Source organism: Ornithinibacillus halotolerans (assembly GCF_014637405.1).
GTDB lineage: Bacteria > Bacillota > Bacilli > Bacillales > Amphibacillaceae > Ornithinibacillus > Ornithinibacillus halotolerans.
In genome coordinates, this window is sequence record NZ_BMEY01000025.1 from 26,660 (window position 1) to 45,226 (window position 18,567).

Annotated in this window: 19 protein-coding genes; 8 read left to right on the forward strand and 11 right to left on the reverse strand. The window is 34.8% G+C overall.

The features are described from left to right. Window positions 1-441 precede the first annotated feature (441 nt). The 6 genes from IEV35_RS17850 (at window position 442) to IEV35_RS17875 (ending at window position 5,510) form a co-directional block, all read left to right on the forward strand. Window positions 442-1,632 (forward strand): MFS transporter, encoded by a 1,191-nt coding sequence (locus IEV35_RS17850; protein WP_188386014.1) that lies wholly within the window; start codon window positions 442-444, stop codon window positions 1,630-1,632. Between the two features lie 174 nt (window positions 1,633-1,806). Continuing rightward, window positions 1,807-2,304, forward strand: coding sequence for a DUF2798 domain-containing protein (locus IEV35_RS17855; protein ID WP_188386015.1), 498 nt, complete (start codon window positions 1,807-1,809; stop codon window positions 2,302-2,304). Window positions 2,305-2,473: 169 nt separating this feature from the next. Continuing rightward, complete coding sequence (locus IEV35_RS17860; RefSeq protein WP_188386016.1) at window positions 2,474-2,986, forward strand: RNA polymerase sigma factor; 513 nt, start codon at window positions 2,474-2,476, stop codon at window positions 2,984-2,986. After that, window positions 2,979-3,698, forward strand: coding sequence for a hypothetical protein (locus IEV35_RS17865; RefSeq protein ID WP_188386017.1), 720 nt, complete (start codon window positions 2,979-2,981; stop codon window positions 3,696-3,698). The genes IEV35_RS17860 and IEV35_RS17865 overlap by 8 nt, the downstream gene beginning before the upstream one ends. Window positions 3,699-3,853: 155 nt before the next feature. After that, the gene (locus IEV35_RS17870; RefSeq protein ID WP_188386018.1) at window positions 3,854-4,372 is read left to right on the forward strand and encodes an RNA polymerase sigma factor; all 519 of its coding nucleotides are present in this window, start codon (window positions 3,854-3,856) and stop codon (window positions 4,370-4,372) included. After that, window positions 4,359-5,510, forward strand: a complete 1,152-nt coding sequence (locus IEV35_RS17875; protein WP_188386019.1) for a hypothetical protein — start codon at window positions 4,359-4,361, stop codon at window positions 5,508-5,510. Before IEV35_RS17870 ends, IEV35_RS17875 begins: the two co-directional genes overlap by 14 nt. A 298-nt stretch (window positions 5,511-5,808) precedes the next feature. Here IEV35_RS17875 and arsC read toward each other — a convergent pair whose 3' ends face one another. The 9 genes from arsC to IEV35_RS17920 all read right to left on the reverse strand — a co-directional run bounded on the left by arsC (window position 5,809) and on the right by IEV35_RS17920 (window position 14,721). Then, entirely contained in the window at window positions 5,809-6,228 is a 420-nt protein-coding gene (arsC, locus tag IEV35_RS17880) for an arsenate reductase (thioredoxin) (RefSeq protein ID WP_188386020.1), read from the reverse strand. 14 nt (window positions 6,229-6,242) lie between these two features. Continuing rightward, window positions 6,243-7,541: an arsenic transporter gene (locus IEV35_RS17885; protein WP_308419805.1), complete on the reverse strand. Its 1,299-nt coding sequence runs from the start codon at window positions 7,539-7,541 to the stop codon at window positions 6,243-6,245. Window positions 7,542-7,560: 19 nt separating this feature from the next. Beyond that, window positions 7,561-7,890, reverse strand: a complete 330-nt coding sequence (locus tag IEV35_RS17890; protein WP_373284785.1) for an ArsR/SmtB family transcription factor — start codon at window positions 7,888-7,890, stop codon at window positions 7,561-7,563. A 324-nt stretch (window positions 7,891-8,214) separates the two neighbouring features. After that, entirely contained in the window at window positions 8,215-9,507 is a 1,293-nt protein-coding gene (locus tag IEV35_RS17895; RefSeq protein ID WP_188386022.1) for an ABC-2 family transporter permease, read from the reverse strand. 4 nt (window positions 9,508-9,511) lie between these two features. After that, window positions 9,512-10,609, reverse strand: coding sequence for an ABC transporter permease (locus IEV35_RS17900; protein WP_188386023.1), 1,098 nt, complete (start codon window positions 10,607-10,609; stop codon window positions 9,512-9,514). Window positions 10,610-10,620: 11 nt separating this feature from the next. Continuing rightward, complete coding sequence (locus IEV35_RS17905; protein ID WP_188386024.1) at window positions 10,621-11,493, reverse strand: ABC transporter ATP-binding protein; 873 nt, start codon at window positions 11,491-11,493, stop codon at window positions 10,621-10,623. Window positions 11,494-11,542: 49 nt separating this feature from the next. Further along, window positions 11,543-12,631 carry a DUF4179 domain-containing protein gene (locus IEV35_RS17910; protein WP_188386025.1) on the reverse strand — a complete coding sequence of 363 codons (1,089 nt, stop codon included), beginning with the start codon at window positions 12,629-12,631 and terminating at the stop codon, window positions 11,543-11,545. Next, a complete protein-coding gene (locus IEV35_RS17915; RefSeq protein WP_188386026.1) occupies window positions 12,600-13,145 on the reverse strand; it encodes a sigma-70 family RNA polymerase sigma factor in 546 nt (181 codons plus the stop codon). Before IEV35_RS17915 ends, IEV35_RS17910 begins: the two co-directional genes overlap by 32 nt. Window positions 13,146-13,305: 160 nt before the next feature. Next, window positions 13,306-14,721: a SpoVR family protein gene (locus IEV35_RS17920; RefSeq protein ID WP_188386027.1), complete on the reverse strand. Its 1,416-nt coding sequence runs from the start codon at window positions 14,719-14,721 to the stop codon at window positions 13,306-13,308. Between the two features lie 170 nt (window positions 14,722-14,891). Between IEV35_RS17920 and IEV35_RS17925 the strand changes: the two genes are divergently transcribed. Next, on the forward strand, window positions 14,892-15,449 hold the full coding sequence (locus IEV35_RS17925; RefSeq protein WP_188386028.1) for a Uma2 family endonuclease: 558 nt from the start codon (window positions 14,892-14,894) through the stop codon (window positions 15,447-15,449). A gap of 65 nt (window positions 15,450-15,514) precedes the next feature. Here IEV35_RS17925 and htpG read toward each other — a convergent pair whose 3' ends face one another. Beyond that, on the reverse strand, window positions 15,515-17,398 hold the full coding sequence (gene htpG, locus IEV35_RS17930) for a molecular chaperone HtpG (RefSeq protein ID WP_188386029.1): 1,884 nt from the start codon (window positions 17,396-17,398) through the stop codon (window positions 15,515-15,517). 189 nt (window positions 17,399-17,587) lie between these two features. Between htpG and ymzB the strand changes: the two genes are divergently transcribed. Continuing rightward, complete coding sequence (ymzB, locus tag IEV35_RS17935) at window positions 17,588-17,938, forward strand: protein YmzB (RefSeq protein ID WP_188386030.1); 351 nt, start codon at window positions 17,588-17,590, stop codon at window positions 17,936-17,938. An 89-nt stretch (window positions 17,939-18,027) separates the two neighbouring features. Here the strand turns inward: ymzB and IEV35_RS17940 are convergent, their stop codons facing one another. Beyond that, a complete protein-coding gene (locus tag IEV35_RS17940; RefSeq protein WP_188386031.1) occupies window positions 18,028-18,270 on the reverse strand; it encodes a YgjV family protein in 243 nt (80 codons plus the stop codon). Window positions 18,271-18,567 lie beyond the last annotated feature (297 nt).

The window sequence follows — 18,567 nt, forward strand, 5'->3', positions numbered from 1 at the left end:
TCGATCGTGATATATCTGCTTCAAGGTAGTTAATGTTTGGAATCTACATTTTTAACCGTGATATGGCTTCTCTTGGTAGATGTTACTTGGGGTTTCAATCTTATCTTCCGTGAGACGGCTTCTCTCGGTAGTTATTACTCGGGGCTCTACTCTTTTCTTCCGTGAGACGACTCCTCTCGGTAGTTATTGCTCGGGGCTCTACTCTTTTCTTCCGTGAGACGACTCCTCTCGGTAGTATTACTCGGGGCTTTACTCTTTTCTTCCGTAAGAAGATTTCTCTCAGTAGTTATCACTCAAATCCCACTCACTTATTACCGTGATCCAACTCCCACCACTATAAAAAACAGAATAATATACCACAACCAATAGTTGTTTAATTATTCAAACAAGTATAAACTTATTATAATCTTTACCATCTCTACCTGAAGGGGTTTAAAAATAATGAATAATTCCAGCTATCGCTCGATCTGGCTCAGTAACGCCACATCCGAACTTGGTGGTGCGCTTTTTACTGCCTGTAACTCGATATTAATCTATCAATTAACTGGTTCGACAACAGCACTCGGATTAGTCTGGCTAATTTATTATATTTCCTCCTTCTTCATGCAACTTTTCATTGGTCCATACATCGACAGGTGGAGTCGAAAATGGACGATGATTTATTGCCAACTTACTAGAATGAGTATCATTTCTCTTCTTGTTATTACACTATTTTTAGATAGTTTCTCGTTAGCTTTTATTTACATTGTTCAAATTATCATCGGGGTGGTTATGCCTATATTTGCTCCAGCCAATCAAGCAATTCTACCGACAATATTGGAAAAGGATCAACTTGTAAAAGCAAACGCATCACTTGATAGTGTTAGACAAGTCATGGTGATTATGGGGCCAATTATTTCAGGTCTATTCGCTGATTTTGTAGCTGTTGAATGGGTACTAGTCATTATTGCTATTGCTTTTCTCATTAGTGCTATCATGCTATTAACCGTTCAAGAAGATTATAAAAGAAAAAAGATTAGAAAACCGTGGATACAAGAATTTCGAGAGGGGATGCAAACCTACTTCCATCATAGAATACTTGTATGGCTTGGAGTATTTTTTGGTTTTGTTCAATTTGGTGTTGGAGTGACGATCGTAACGACACTTCCCTTTATTACAGAAGTACTCTACCAGTCTAGAACTGCATTTGGGGTGTTTTTAGCTGGATTTCCTGTTGGTTATCTAATTGGTGCATTTATTAAGCAAAGACTTGGAAACATTCAAGGACTAGGGATACTATTCAGTTCTCTCTTCATTGGTGGATGCACATACCTTTCACTAGGCTTTACGCCATGGTACACATTGGCTGTTGGCACCGAAATTATAGCTGGTATAGTTATTGCGATTTTTAATATTTACAACATCACACTCATTCAACAAGTAATCCCGAATCAGTTAATGGGCAAAGTAACATCTGTACGTTTACTAATCATGAGAACAATGATGCCTCTAGGAATATTATTCGCAACGGTTACAGCTCCATTTGTCCATATTCGTACGATTTACATCATCATTGGGAGTATCATTTGCCTAACTGCGGTAGGTGGATATTTTTATTTAAAGAACAAAAAAATAGCAGCTAATTCTGCATAATCTTATATACTAACTCCTTTTCTATTAGCCCTTTACAAAAACGATTGAAAGATTCATAGCCTACATGGTAGGATATATAAATCAGTGTGTAGAGATATTGGTTTCCTTACAAACCAAAAATATATGTCGCATGATACGTCTGCCATCTGAAATATCTATTTGGAGATAAACATGATGCATGAGGAAACTCGATTACCTCGGAACGGAAAAGAATTTGCTTTATTTTTAGCGATTATATCCCTTCTTTCAGTGAATATTATCGCACCAATTATTATGGGATTTGAATTTGGATTCAGTAAGGACGTTTACGTTGACACTTTACAGATCCTTCCATTCGTCTGGATTTGTGTTATTTTACTTGTAACACTAGTAGCAAATCCTATCGTTAGTAAGCTTGTTCCGAAGTTTGTTCAACCAACAGATGGTTTTAATGCAAGAGTGTTATTTACCATCTTGTTTAGTGTAACAATCTTATCCATTCTTTTAACTGTAATTGGTTCTTGGATTGGCATGGGTGAAATTAGTATGGATCCTATTCGCAATTTCTTTTATGCTTGGCCCCGTAACTTTTTCATTGCCTTTTGGGTAGAAGTATTGATTGCTCAACCTATCGCACGATTCGCGATGAAACAATTACATGCAAGTCAAGCAAGAAAAACAGCAAATGCATAATAATAAATATGAAGAATCTAGCCGACTGGTTTTATATCAGTCGGCTTTTTATATATCAAATTTCTGTTATCTAGAACCCTTTTTATAAATTTTCCCACATAAAGTGCGATAATGTTAATAGGTACATCGTCTAAATAGATAGAGACAAAACAAAGGGGATTAAAGCGCTATGGATAAAGAGAAAATCATCACTGAATGGTTTTATCAATATAGTGATGACATATATAACTTCTTGATTTACCGCCTTGGCACGGCAGATGTCGAGGACTTAGTACAAGAAGTTTTCATACGAGCAATGAACGGAATGGACCAGTTCCAAGAGAATGCTAGTCCGAAAACTTGGTTATATAGTATTGCTAAAAATATGGCCATTGATGAAATACGGAGGAGAAATCGAAAAAAGTGGAAATCAATTATACCATTTCAATCTTTTCACGAACCGAGTACCGATGCCACACCAGAGAAATTACTTAATTTGAATGAAGAAAACAAAGAACTATATGATGCCATCTTATCTTTAAAATCTGGATATAAAGAAGTTCTCATTTTACGAGGCATCAAACTTTTTTCCGTTGCTGAAACAGCTGAAATACTAGGTTGGACAGAGAACAAAGTACGTTCTACTTATCACCGGTCTAAAAAGGCATTAAAGAATAAGTTAGGGGGCCATCTCCATGAATAAAGATAGTATTGAAAGGAAGCTGGAGACCATGCCACAAACAAAACTATCCCATGAAAAGAAAGATAAAATGTTGCAAACAATTATACAGCAGAGGGAAAGTAAACAACCACAAGGCAAGAAAAATTGGTTTGGCTGGCTAGCTCCAATTGGCGGAACCATTGTCGTTGCGATGTTAGTATGGATTATCGTAATTCCGAACTTCGATACAACTACGCCACAAGCTGAATACGTGGCAGAGGAGGAGCTGGCAAGTATTCAAAAGTTGTGGAAGTTTAGTGGGATGATTCAGCTTCCTACGTATGCACCGTTCACCGTGGGAGAGGTATATTATCAGGAACTTTTTGTTAATGGGATTGATGATATTTTAGAGGCTAAAGCAGAATTCCTCTTACCTCAGATTACTTACTTTTCCAGTGACAATCCTGACAATAAATTAATGACTGTTTATTTAACAAGTACAGATCACGACCATTTATATGAGGATATCGGTGAAGGAGAATATAATGAGATTGTAGAATTTGAAAATGGATTACAAGCAGAATATTACACTCCATCTAACGAAGTATCTCACTTTTCTTGGATAGAGGAAGGATATCATATAACTATTACTACGCTATCACCAGAAGATAATCCAATCTCATTAGAGGAAATAATAAAAGTTGCCGAGTCCTTTAAGTTGTATGAAATAACAGATGAAGAAAAGAAATTCTAATAAAATCCCCTATCTTTACTCTTAGATAGGGGATTTTTATTGTTTCATTTTATTTGAAAGTTTACATTAAGAATTAACAAATGAATTTTCATTTTTTTGAAACTTTTATAAAAGTTTTCCGTCTAAATCTAAATGTTCCAAAGGGGGTGTGCTTCATGGACTTGGAAAAACAGATAAAAGAGCTATATGAACAACACCATCATGAAATTTTCAGCTATATTTTCATCATGATTGGTGACTGGCAACAAGCAAGGGATTTAATGCAAGATACATTTGTAAAGGCATTTATGAATCATGATCGTTTTAGAGGAGATGCCAGTCCTAAAACTTGGCTATATCAAATTGCTCGTAATGTGTCGATTGACTACCTGCGAAAGAAAAAGCCCGTCGCCTATTATTTAGACTATTATTCACCTATTCTCTCTAAGCAACCTACACCTGACGAAGTTCTTCAAAAGAAAGAGAACGTAGAGTATTTATATTTAGCGCTTTTCAAGTTAAAGAAAGGATATAGGGATGTAATTGTACTACGCAAAGTCAATGAGTTTTCTATAAAAGAGACTGCATCGATTTTAAATTGGAAAGAAAGTCGTGTGAAAACGATGCTTCATCGTGGGCTTGAAGCACTACGAAAGGAATTAGTAAAGGAGGGATACACTAATGAAACCGTATGATGACAATCACTTGGATAAAGATTTACGTAGCTTACGTGATTTCAAACTGTCTGAACAAGAAACCTCTGAATCCTTTCAAGCAATACAAACAAGAGTACGAAAAGATAAGAATCGAGAAAAGGTCCGCTTCTATTTCAGTAAAACTATGGCTGCTTTTTCCACGGTAATTGTCTTATTAGTGGTTGGGTGGTTTTTGTATGACGTATTGAGCCCGGAATTTCAGCAAGCAACTCCTCAGTCAGCATCTAATATGATGGACGGAATTGAGTTGGAAATATCTCTTGAAAAGAAAACATATTCTTTGGATGAAGAGTTTATTGCAACAGTTAAGATAACCAACCACAATGACACCGAAAGAGTAGTTTATGTACCCACTCCAATTGATGTAGAAGATACTATTTCCGCTGTGATGGTCGAAAAGAAAGAGCAATTGCTATGGCGTATCCTACCGCCTCATTCAAATGAAGCATTACCGAATATACAAGGGCGTTCCTTCTATGACTATGTTAAAGTAACATTAGCTGTTAATGAAACGATTGAACAGAAATTTTACTGGAATAAGGAACTAATAGACCAAGCAAGTCAGCAAACTATTAATACTGGTCAAGGAGAATACTTAATTAGCACCTTAATTTTGCTAGATGAAATAACTAGTCAAGAAGATTACTATGAGCCAGAAAAACAATTGATTTCCAAGCTTGAGTTTACGGTTAATTATGGAAAGAAACAAAAGGATGTTTTTTCAAAAGATGACTGTCCAGACACGGATGATCCATGTATCAACGCGGTAACTGCTAATCATGCTGTAAGAGTATTTAGTGGTACATCAGTGCTTGAAATTGAAAATGAAAATGGGCAAATACGAATGACACATGGAGACTTTTTTGGAGAGATTGATGAATATCTTGATACGTTAGAGGTAACTAGTAATGGAGACATTATGCTTGATTATATCAATAAGGTTCCTGAGCATCTGGAAGTGTATTTCCTAGATAAGGATCTTGAAAGGATGGAAGAAGTTAGTCTAACTAAGAATACGTTTAATGCCCCTAATAAGTCGGGGACTTATATGTTTGAGATCTATGGGAAGTATGACAATGGAACAGTGCATCATTATTTGGAAGTAAAGGTGAAGTGAGTTAATACAAGGTAAAAGAGAAGAGCAAAGCAGCTTTACTTGGATTCTATACTCATGTACTTTTCTGCTCGTTTTATTTTCAATATGTTCATGAGAGCCTTTCTCATATACTTTTCATAGCGTTTTCTGAATGATTTGTTCATGAGAAGCTCTCTCATATACTTTTCAACGCTTTATCTGACTGAAATGTTCATGACAACCTCTCTCATATACTCTTTTAATCAAATTCTCCTTACAATGTTCATGAGAAGCTCTTACCCATAAAAAAAGACCATGGATACTCTCCATGGCCTTATCATTATTCGCCAGTCTCCGCAAATCTCTTTATCCGTTCCCCTATTTCATCACGAACACGTTGGAACACTAACCATTTTTCCTCATCGGTTCCTTCTGCTTTTGCTGGATCATCAAATCCCCAATGTTCTCTTCTTACATGCGATGGTGTCATTGGGCAACGATCTGATGCATCCCCACATAGTGTAACTGCCATTGTTGCATTGTTTAAATAGTCATTATCAATGATTTCAGATGCTTGATTAGAGATATCAATCCCTACTTCTTGCATTGCTTTTACAGCATTCGGATTTAGACCATGTGCTTCAATACCTGCACTCTTTACTTCCCACTCGTCACCGAGAATTTTTTTTGCCCATCCTTCCGCCATTTGGCTTCTGCAAGAGTTACCAGTACATAAAAAGTAAATTGTCTTTTTAGTCATTTTCCGTCTCCTTTTTAGATTGTAATTAGTGTTAGATATAGACCTAATAAAGTAATGAATAAGATTGGAATAGTTAAGATAATACCTGTTTTAAAATAAGTTCCCCAGGAGATTTTTACTCCCTTTTTAGATAGGACATGAAGCCATAACAAAGTAGCCAGGGAACCTATTGGAGTGATTTTCGGACCTAAATCTGAACCAATTACATTTGCATAAATTAACGCTTCTCTAATTACCCCGGTTGTATTAGTTTCTGCAATCGCAATTGCATCAATCATCACAGTTGGCATGTTATTCATAATGGATGATAGAATTGCTGCAATGAATCCCATAGAAATAGTTGCAACAAATAACCCTTGCTCCGCAGCCAATTGAATAACATCTGCTAATAAATCCGTTAACCCTGCATTTCTCAATCCAAAGACAACGACATACATTCCAATCGAGAAGAATACGATATTCCATGGCGCACCTTTAATGACTGCCCTCGTATTCACTTCTTCACTTCTTCTAGCAACAACCAAGAAAACAATGGCTATTACTCCTGCAACGATGGAAACAGGGAGATTAATAAATTCACTCACGAAGTAGCCTACTAATAAGACTCCTAATACATACCATGAGATATGGAAGAGCTTTTTATCCCGGATTGCTTCTGATGGGTGTTTCAATTGGGAAGTATCATAACTCCTCGGAATACTTTTTCTAAAATAGATTAATAGTACCGTAATTGTTGCAACTAGAGAGAAGATATTCGGTAGAATCATTCTCATCGCATATTCTACAAATCCAATATTGAAGAAGTCTGCTGATACAATGTTTACTAAGTTACTCACGACAAGTGGTAACGAAGTAGTATCTGCTATGAATCCACTTGCCATAATAAATGGAAGGACCATTTTTTCTTTAAAGTTTAAATTACGAACCATCGCTAGAACGATTGGTGTAAGAATTAGTGCTGCACCGTCATTAGCAAAGAATGCTGCAACGATAGCACCTAGTAAACTTACATAAATAAACATCTTGATGCCATTACCTTTTGCAGCCCTAGCCATATGGAGTGATGCCCATTCGAAAAATCCAATCTCATCTAATATTAAAGAAATAAGTATAATAGCTACAAAAGCCAATGTTGCGTTCCAGACAATACTTGTTACTTCCATAACATCATGAAAATCAACAACACCAACTAATAGTGCCAAGATTGCTCCACCACAGGCAGACCAACCGATATTTAATCCTTTCGGCTGCCAAATGACTAATACAATGGTGGCCAAAAAGATAAGAATTGCTAGTAAAATCGTTGCTGTCAAAGTTGTTCCCCCTTAAATGCTAACAACAAGAAATTCGGGTTCCTTGTTCTTCTAACGCTTTTAATTTATCGGCTTGACTTGGTAGTTGTTGAAGAATTTGTTCAATGAACGGATAATATTCATGTGTCTTGTTTATCGAGTAAAATATCCATTGTCCTCTACGTTCTTCTTTTACCAGTCCTAAGTCTCTTAACTTTCGTAGGTGTTGACTAATAGCTGGCTGACTTACTTTAAAGATTTCCACAAGTTCACACACACAGCAATCATAATGATCCATAATTTTCATCATAGTAAGGCGAGTTTTGTCACCTAATAGTTTCAAAATAGTTACTGTATCATCTATTTTCATAGTTGTTTTTAGCAATTTTATTCACCACCTCAATAATCGCTTTATAAGTATATAACTATTTGCTTATGAATGTAAAATAATCTCATTGTACAGTTTTTAATTTTCTTCTTTTATGAAAATCCATTAAAACGGGACATTGATTAATAACTTTAAGGTAAACATTGTATCATAGAAAAAAGGGAAGCGTGACGGGTTTACTGATAGCCCATCACGCTCGTGGTACTTGCATGTAAATCTTAAAATCAACTTGTAAAAACCAACTAATATTCCTCTAGATAAAAATAAACGCTGTAAACACCTTCGTACAAATGGACTCTATATAATCTATCCACTTATATTACTAAATCTAAACTTCAAGAAACTCAACGATACCATCAATCCACTGGCAGCTAATAATACGACCATACCTGTCTGTAGTTGTATAGAAGGATTGAAGAGCAATGTTGCAGTCTCTCTAGTAACTACTTTATGAATATCTACATAAGCAAATGGATTATAAGGGCTCTGCAAGAAATTCATTCCCGCATATGTTATTGCACCTAATAGGAACAGGGAAACTCCTGGATTTTTAATAAGTAAAGATAAAAAATAATAGAAGGAATATAAAAATATAACAAAGACAACAGAAAACAATAATACCTTTACCAAGTAATCTTGTAATTCAATGAAATGAAATAGATCCTCCATTGGATTTAATTCGTTATACTCGCTCCCATAAGGATTTGGCTCGGAGCCTTCATATACGAGAACAGGATATTTTAAACTTCCCATTCCTTTTGTAATTACGCCACAAAGGAAAGGAATTAATAGCATGAACACGGAATATCCAAGTGTTAATAATAATCCACTAAAATATTTCGCAGTGAACAATTTCCATTTCTGGTTGGGCAATGTTAAATAAAAATTAATACCCTTTTTCTTATTAGTCGTTTCTGTTGAAATATTATTTCCAAAAATAAAGCATCCGTTTAGTACAACGATAGGTATATAAAGGATCTGTATGAGTTGATATAAGAATGACAAACCAGTTGTCCCATAACGCCTAGTCATTGATTCCCACTGTTCTAGTGAATTTCCAGTAAAATTATCATAAACAGTTGGAAGAAACCCAACATGAATGTCATTTTGGATAAAAGGAACAATCTCATTTTCCATTAAAAGCTGTTTCTCCTCAAAACTAGCCCGTATAGTAAAATGCGATATTGCTTGTTCTTCTATGGAATAGGAGCTAATATCGGGATTTTCAACAAGATATGTTAGTGAATCTATTTCTTTTTGCAAAATTGCATTCCAACTCTCGTTTACGTAAAGATTTTTTAGCACTTCATAATTATTTAACCTCTCTTTAAAATAGTCAACCTCAGCAGCGATTTCTTCTACCTTTTCACTGTTTTTTCCTCCCTCGGTTTTTTCTATTTCAACCTCAAGTTCGCTAACATAACCTGCAAAGTCTGCAATATTATTTTCAACTTTAGTAATGTTTCCTCGATGGATATCTTCCGCGACGGAGACATTAAAATAATATAATGCTATGGAAGCAATTAGTGATAAAAACAATGCTGCCCATGTTGTCCTTTTTTTCATGTATTTCTTACATTCGAATAATAATGTAGCCATCATATTAGATCCCCCGCCTCTTATTGATAGCCATGGTTATAACGATAAGTAACACAGCTGACAAGAATGGAACGATTATCCCAGTAGGAAAATAGAGTTGTTCTTTTAAAATGACTAAATCAATAGATTGATAGGTAAAAGGGTTTTCGAATAAAGTAAATCCATTCGTTATCAAGATAAAACTACTAATAAATAATAATAGTACAACTAAATAAGTTAGAATTGTACTTCTTAATAAAAACCCCCAAAATACCACTAGAGCAATAGAGAAAATCATGAAAGATAAGCTATAAAGTATCGACTCCTTTATGTAAATATCAGTACTAATAAACATTTCTTGATCAGTAAATAGTGGATAGGTAAATATATCACCCTTATTTTTCCCAAATAAAGTTGGTAGAATATAAGAGATCAAAAACACTGTAGCTAGCCATACTATTCCGGAAAATAATAAACTAATAAACTTTACTATAATATAGCTACTCCTTGAAATTGGTAACGTATAGACCAACTGCATATTCTTATCCTCAAACTCTTTGGTGATGACTGTTCCAAGTACAAGCAGGATAAATAGAAACCCAAAGGTATTCAGTATCGTAGTAATCGTTTTTTTCATAAAAATAGATGTTTGTATCGACAGGTCCATATTCTCTTTGGGTAATTCTAAGGCTAGTAATCGCTCATTTAACTTAATCGTATCCTGCATATCCGAAATACCCATATTAAAGCTACCCTTCATCTCTTTGTAACGCATCCCCACATTATAAACAGCAATTTCCGCTTCTAGTTCAGCTTTCCAATTATTATTACGAATGAAATGAATCAACTCACTTAATTGGCGATACAGTTCTACCCCTACTTCCACTTTAGCTTCTAACTCAGGATCATCTGCTTTTTTTAGTTGCTCCCGATCACCCTCAATTTCTTGGGATACATCACGTAAATATTTCGAAAAATGTTCTACTTTCTGTGTGATTATCTTGTCTTGCTGAACGACATTCTTTACAAACATTCCACCAATGAACAATACAGTAAGAAGCAAAAAAACAAAGAAGGTTCTTGTCCTGGTTAGCTTTTTCATTTCAAATAGTAGTTGCTTCATTTTGGGAAACCTCACACTTCATATAATGATTCATATAACTTCTCCGAACCAGATATGACTTTTTGGATATCTACTATCTCAATAGCATGTTCTTTAATAGAATCAATAAGATTATTCAATGATTGGTTTTGCAACCGAACTTTTATTCCATTGTCTAACTCCTCTACTTGAAAGCCTTTCTCATTGAGAATTGTAATAGCCTTACTAGGTTCGGATAAAACTAAATGATAATTTACTAATTCATGATCGTTCATATCGACTTCAATTAACTTGCCATTCTTTAAGAATAAAATCCGCTTCGTTACCCGGTCGATTTCTGCTAAATTATGGGAGGAAAGAATAATGGTTGTTCCTTGCTCTGCCAACTCTAACAAAATCTTACGGATTAAAATTGCACTAGTTGGATCCAAGCCATTTAAAGGTTCATCAAGGAATATTAGTTTTGGCTTATTTACCATAGCCATCGCTAACAATAGATGTTGCTTCATTCCTAACGAGTAACTCCCTACTGTTTTCTTCAAGTAATTCTCCATCCCAACATACCCAGCTACTTCCGGTACTCTTTTTTTACTTAGTTTATGTATATCACAGAGGTATTTAAGATGATCATAACCAGTTAAGTAGTCAAATAGAATAGTATTATCCTGAAGATATGCTATTTCTTTAAACACTTGAAAACTCTTATTTGAATTTCCTAAAAGCTCTACATCTCCTGAATCTGCTGGTATTAGATTGGTAAGTACATTTAAAAAGGTTGTTTTTCCCACGCCATTTGGGCCCACCAATGCCCATATTCCTGGAGTATCAATTGTAAGGCTAATTCTATTTAATACTTTCTGCTTTTTATAGCTCTTTGAAAGATTACTTATAGATAAAATTGACAAAAGTATCCCCCTCTTTTAGATTCATAGCCTTTTACTATTTATGCAAAAATTAGTTAGATAATGGTACTTCAATTGGTTTGATTGTATAAGGTTGTTTAACAAGTTCTAACCAACCATCACTGTTTGCCATTCTATAAATATTAATTATTGGTGTGATTATAATTGATGTTGCCTCTTTATGGATAACTGTAGTTGTTATCCTAGTTTTGCTACGTCCCCTCTCGTCGAAATCTGTACTATGTACGCCCTCCCTATGAAGAATTGTTTCGTACTCATTCCCTAAATTATCAGCTACTATATAATCCACCTGTACACCACGCCACTCCTCTTCCTCCATAGAAATCGTACGTATATCTATCTTTTCGGATAAATAATAGGTTGTAGAAATAGGCGTTTCCGTCATCTTTACAGCAGATATTTTAATACCTTCTTCCTCCGTATTTACATTTTTATTAGCAAAAAGTTTGGACTCCTGCTCAAGTTCACTTAATGAAAACTCAAAAGACCAGTTGCCTGTAGTTGTATTGTTAGCATTATATAAATCTGTAATGGACACCCCTTCCCAGTTAACACGAAGCTCACTTGGCTTAGGTCCATCCATAAATTGATATATGGATACAACAGCATACTGATGGGCATTTATCTTTTCTACAATATAGTCTGATGAATATAAGTTTTTATATTTGTCATTTAATCCCTCAACAGCAAAATCTCCACCTAAAACGGGTCTTTTACCTAAATCCTTTGTACTATCAATCAAATAGGCAACAGTAATATCCTCTCCGTCATATACAGCATCTATTAAGGTTATTGTTATCCCGTTACTCTCCTTCGTTTGACCGATAAGAGTAGAGTGATCTCCATATCGTTCAAATACTGATTCCTGGCTATTATTTTTAAATAACTCATAAATACTTCCTACAAAAGGTAAGTTTGTTGCAAATGAAGGAAAAGAAAAACTTAATGTAGTAATCGCAGAGATAACTATAATTGCAACAACTGATACATTTCTAAAAAAGTGAGTTTTCTTTTTCTCTTTTATCCCTGCCTTTTGTAATCCAGTGCGAATCGATTGTTGGACATCTTCATGTGGAATATCAATTTGCTCATATAAATCCTGAAAGTATTTTTCCTTCACTTAACTCAGCCTCCTTCAATTTCTTTTTCAACTGCTCTTTTCCCCTATGTAGATATGTTTTCACCGTATTTTCCGGAACGCCCATAATAATAGCTATTTCTTTTATTGGAAGGTCACGAAAGTAAAACAAAATAATAGCATCCCGATATGTACCTTTTAAGTTATTAACCGCTCTTAATAGATCAATTTGTTCTACATTAAATTCATCTTGTTTTGCTAGGTATTGATCTATATTTTCAAGGGGAACTTCCCTTTTTCTTTTATTTAAGAACTCATAAGCAGTATTGATAAGAATTTTAGTTAGCCAAGTAGAAAAATATTTATTCTTTTTTAATGTCTTGATTGCTAAAAATGCTTTATAACTAGTCTCTTGGACAATATCTAAAGCATCTTCTCGATTACCAACATAAAGAAATGCTGTACGATATAATTGCTCACTATGTAATGTTAGAAGTTCCTCGAATGCTTCTATATCATTTGACTTTGCCTTCTTGACAAGTTTTAAATTGTGCATGCTTCCTCACCTTCCTGTCCATTAGATAGAGTTCTCATATGAAAAGTTTCAAAAACTTTTAAACATTAAAAAACGTGTTAAACTATTTTTAGTTTAACACGTTATAAATGGAATTTTTTCATTTATACAGATAGGAACCTCAATAATTAATAATGAAGTATTATCTTTTAAACACCCGATCCCCGTCATACGAATACACCGTCAACTTATCATCCACATACGTTTCCATATAAACCTTCCGACCCCACAATTGGTGTATATATGGTAGTACATTTTCAAGGTAGTGAAGATCAAGTTCTGTCCCCTCATAGCCATGCACCAAGTATAATTCGCCATTTCGCATATAATCTCCATCTACAACCGTAATATATGGAAACCCACCATTTACCCGCATCGAGACTAACTGGTCACGGATATTTTCATAATCCTTATCTGAAATCCGGTAATATGGACCTTGTTTTTCAAATAGATACAAATCTTCTCTTTCAACCAAATCCTTCGTAAGGTAGTTACGGATAAAGGATATATCGGATTCAATTTCACGCACTTCAAAGATTTTCTCTCGACCCGAGCCTACTTTTACACCACGTTCTTTCATTTCATCTGTTGGGTTATTGTAGCGTTCTTCTATATCCTCGAATATTTTTAGTCCAAGATAATATGGATTAATTTGTTGTTTGGATGGCTGTACGACGGCGGAGTTTAGTTTGGCAAATTCGATTGTCTCATCGGAGGTTAAGTCTAGTTCTCGCATGATGCGTTGATGCCAGTAGGAAGCCCAGCCTTCGTTCATGATTTTCGTTTCCAGTTGTGGCCAGAAATAAAGCATTTCTTCACGCATCATCGTAAGTATATCTCGCTGCCAGTCCTCTAGTTCTGTACTGTATTCCTCAATAAACAACAGTAAGTCCTTTTCTGGTTTAGGCGGAAATTTCTTTCTCCGCTTCACTCTCGGTTTAATTTCCTCCGAAGACTCATCTAAATCCCATAGGTCATCGTACGGCGATTTTGTTTTTTTAACTGGCGATTCCTCTTCTTCCCATTTATATTCTGGTAACTTCGGACGAACAATAGATGGATCAATATGCTCTTGGATCGCTAGAACTGCGTCTAGAAATTTTTCTACCTCGTCCTTACCATGTATCAATTCATATTGCGCAATCCGTTCCGCTGTAGCTGTCATACTTTCGACCATATCCCTTCTCGTATTGGAGAAGCGAACATTATTTTTGAAGAAATCACAATGAGCTAGAACATGGGCAATGATTAGTTTATTTTGGATTAGACTATTGGTATTTAGTAAAAAGGCATAGCAAGGGTCCGAATTAATGACAAGCTCGTAAATTTGACTTAGTCCTAAATCATATTGTAACTTCATCCGATGAAATTGTTTTCCAAAACTCCAATGAGAGAATCGTGTCGGCATTCCATATGCACCAAATGTATAGATAATTTCTGCTGGGCAAATCTCATAACGCATCGGATAGAAGTCTAGGCCAAATCCCTCTGCAATCTCTGTAATTTCTGCAATCGCTTTATGAAGCTCTTTTGAATCCGTCAATGATGATCCCTCCATATGTGCTTTATACAGTTTATGAGGAGGGAGTGAAAATGATGAACAAGTAATTTTAATCTAATAATCATGAACACTATTGCTAATTTAGAAGATAGTCTTTGATGAATCTGGCTAAGAATCTTCCTTTTTGGCAATGATTCAAATATAATTTATGTAAGGTGGTGATTAACTTGAGTTTACTAAATGAAGGGTTTAGCACTTATGAAGAATTTGAATTAGAACGAAAAAAGACGGATAAGAGACTAGAGTTTATCGATGGAATTATATATATGTCCCCATCCCCTAACATCAAACATCAAGAGATATCATCATACCTGCACGGGCAGCTATACAATTACTTTAAGGGCAGTAAATGTAAAGTATTTGCAGCACCCACAGATGTCGTCTTTAACAATGAAAGTAAGGATGAAAAAAAGAGGGTTATACCTGATCTATTTGTAGCCTGTAACCCAGATAACTTTACTGAAAATGAATATATTGGCGCCCCTGATTTTATTATTGAAATCTTGAGTCCTTCTAATAAGTCGTACGATATGGTTACGAAGTTGAATTTATATATGAATTTCGGTGTTAAAGAATACTGGATAGTAGACCCAATAGATAATCGAATTATGGTTTATTTCTTGGACGAAGGTATGGAAATTCAATTTAGTCTGGTTAACCTTGGTGAAGTTGTTACCTCGAAGCTATTTATTGGTTTTAGAATAAACACGAATGACCTATTTTAATATGAAAATCAAAAAGTATTAAAAACACTTGGCATTTGAAATCGCCAAGTGTTTTTATTCCCCATCTATTTAGAACTAACCATCACTTTACACATATTATTCGCTAGCTCAACTGGGTCCTCAACAGGTAGTCCTTCAATTAGGAGAGCTTGATTAAACAGTATATTTGTATATAGGTCAAGTTTTTCCTTATCATTGTCAAAAGCTTCCTTCAACGTTTGGAATACTTCATGGTTCGGATTAATTTCTAATACTTTTTCTGCCTTAATATTTTGATTATCAGGCATGGCATTAATTACTTTTTCCATCTCAATAGAAATTTCGCCATCTGCTGTTAAACAAACAGGGTGAGACCTTAAGCGTTTGGAAACTCGGACTTCTTTTACTTTCCCAGCTAATTTATCTTTCATATAATCAAATAGGTCTTTATTCTGAGCTGTTTCTTCTTCGGAGGCTTTTTCCTCTTCAGAATCAATTCCAAGATCATTGCTAGATACAGATTTGAATTCCTTTTCTTCATAGCTCATTAACACACGGATAGCAAATTCATCAATTTCCTCTGTGAAATAAAGAATTTCATATCCTTTATCCGCAACAAGTTCTGTTTGCGGAAGCTTATCAATGCGCTCGATGGATTCACCTGTCGCATAGTAAATGTATTTTTGTTCTTCTGGCATTCTAGATACATACTCTTTAAGCGTAACTAGCTTCTTCTCTTTCGATGAATAGAATAGGAGTAAATCTTTTAATGTATCTTTATTTGCACCGAATTCATTATAAACACCAAATTTTAACTGGCGACCAAATGCGTCAAAGAACTTCTCATATTTTTCACGGTCATCTCTTTGTAAACTTATTAGTTGTTGCTTAATTTTCTTATTTAGGTTTTTCTCAATAAGCTTTAGCTGTCTATCATGCTGTAGCATTTCACGAGATATATTAAGTGACAGATCCTCTGAATCAACTAGTCCTTTAACAAAACTAAAATGATCTGGAATTAAGTCTGCACATTTCTCCATGATTAATACGCCGTTAGAATATAGCTCCAAACCTTTTTCATACTCTTGGGAGTAATAATCAAATGGACGATTCTCTGGAATAAATAAAATGGAATTATAGCGAATGGTTCCATCAACACTAATGTGAATATGTTTTAATGGTTTGTCAAAGCCATAATGCTTTTCACGATAAAAGTTTTCATAGTCTTCATCTTTTAATTCGCTTTTATTTTTCTTCCAAATAGGAACCATACTATTGATGGTTTCTTCTTCTGTATACTCCACATATTCGTCACTATCATCTTCTTTTTTACTTTTCGTTACATCCATTTTAATTGGATAACGGATGAAGTCAGAATACTTCTTGATAATTTGTTTTAAGCGATATTCTTCTAAGTACTCATCATAATTTTCATCTTCCGTATTTTCTTTTAGCTTCAGGATGATTTCTGTACCAACTTTTTCTTTTTCAGTAGGTTCAATTGTATATCCTTCTGTTCCAGTAGATTCCCATTTATAAGCTTGGTCTGACCCAAGCGCCTTACTTATTACCGTTACATTATCAGCAACCATAAATGCAGCATAAAAACCAACACCAAATTGACCAATAATATCATGGCCATCTTTAATTTCATTTTCAGTTTTAAATGCTAGAGATCCACTTTTGGCGATAGTACCTAGATTTGTTTCTAGCTCTTCTTCTGTCATCCCAATCCCCGTATCCACAATCTTCAATGTACGAGATTCTTTATCCGCTTCTAGCTTTATATAGTAATCACTTTGATTAAATGTTAAATTCTCATCCGTCAGTGCTTTATAGTAAATCTTATCAATCGCATCACTTGCATTCGAAATTAATTCCCGAAGAAAAACTTCGCGTTGTGAGTAGATGGAGTTAATCATTAGTTCTAATAATCGTTTGGATTCTGCTTTAAACTCTTTTTTTCCCATTCTGAACATCTCCTTTTTAAATTTTAATAGGGATTATTAAAAGGACATTTTTATTTTAGCACTCTAAGCATGAGAGTGCTAATTTTTCTAACAAATAAATATCATATTTCTATTAGCTATGTCAATTAGCATGATTATCTTCGAATAATTCCATCTGAAATAGGAAAATTTAAAGGGAGGAGGGATGCTATGAGCCACCGATTCTTGGCAATTGAGGATTTTAACGAACTAATTCAGTCATGGAGCGGAAGACGAATTAAAGTAACCAAGCATGAAATGGATGATGTGGACCAAACGGAAATGACGTTAAATCAAGTGTCCTATGAACAAAACACTAGACGAATTGATGATTATGTTCCGATGCACAATTTGCTATTACATGGGGACGGACAAATTGAAACATTAGCTGCAATGAGTAATCAACCATTACCCTCATCTGTTTACGAAATTCCTCTAGAAAATAATACGATGTATGAATTTGATGGGGAGAAATTATTTATTACTACAGAGCGTGGGGTATATAAGATTGAGTTGACTTAACAATGAAAATGACTACCATTTTGTTTTGGTAGTCATTTTCATTGTTATGTATTTTTTCGTACAAGTGGAAGATAATCAAGTACTTCTTTTTACTGTAGAGCTTCATCGGACTTAGCACGATATAATTTCACAAGATAATAGAGGTTAATGAAAACAATACCTAAGTTCATAATCCCAACTGGTAATGCCCCAATTAAAAAACCATATAACGAGAACAGACCAGATCCAATCATATTGATCCATCTAAGTTTTAAAATAGAGCTCATTAATAAAGAAATAAGGACTATTAAGGAAGCTAAATACCCTAACCATTCTAACCAATTAATGTCCATAGTTTAATTAAACTCCTTCCCATGCGAGCCAACTGTATTTCTTGTTGTATTCTTGATGTAATAATTTTGAGAGTGTGTATCAACTTCATTTCATGCATTTTTTCTGGTGAAATGAACTTGAAAACGTGTATCAACTTCATTTCAAACATTTTTCTCAGCAAATTAAACTTGAGAACGCGCATCAACTTCATTTCATGCATTTTTCTCAGCAAATTAAACTCGAGAACGCGCATCAACTTCATTTCATGCATTTTTCTCAGCAAATTAAACTCGAGAACGCGCATCAACTTCATTTCA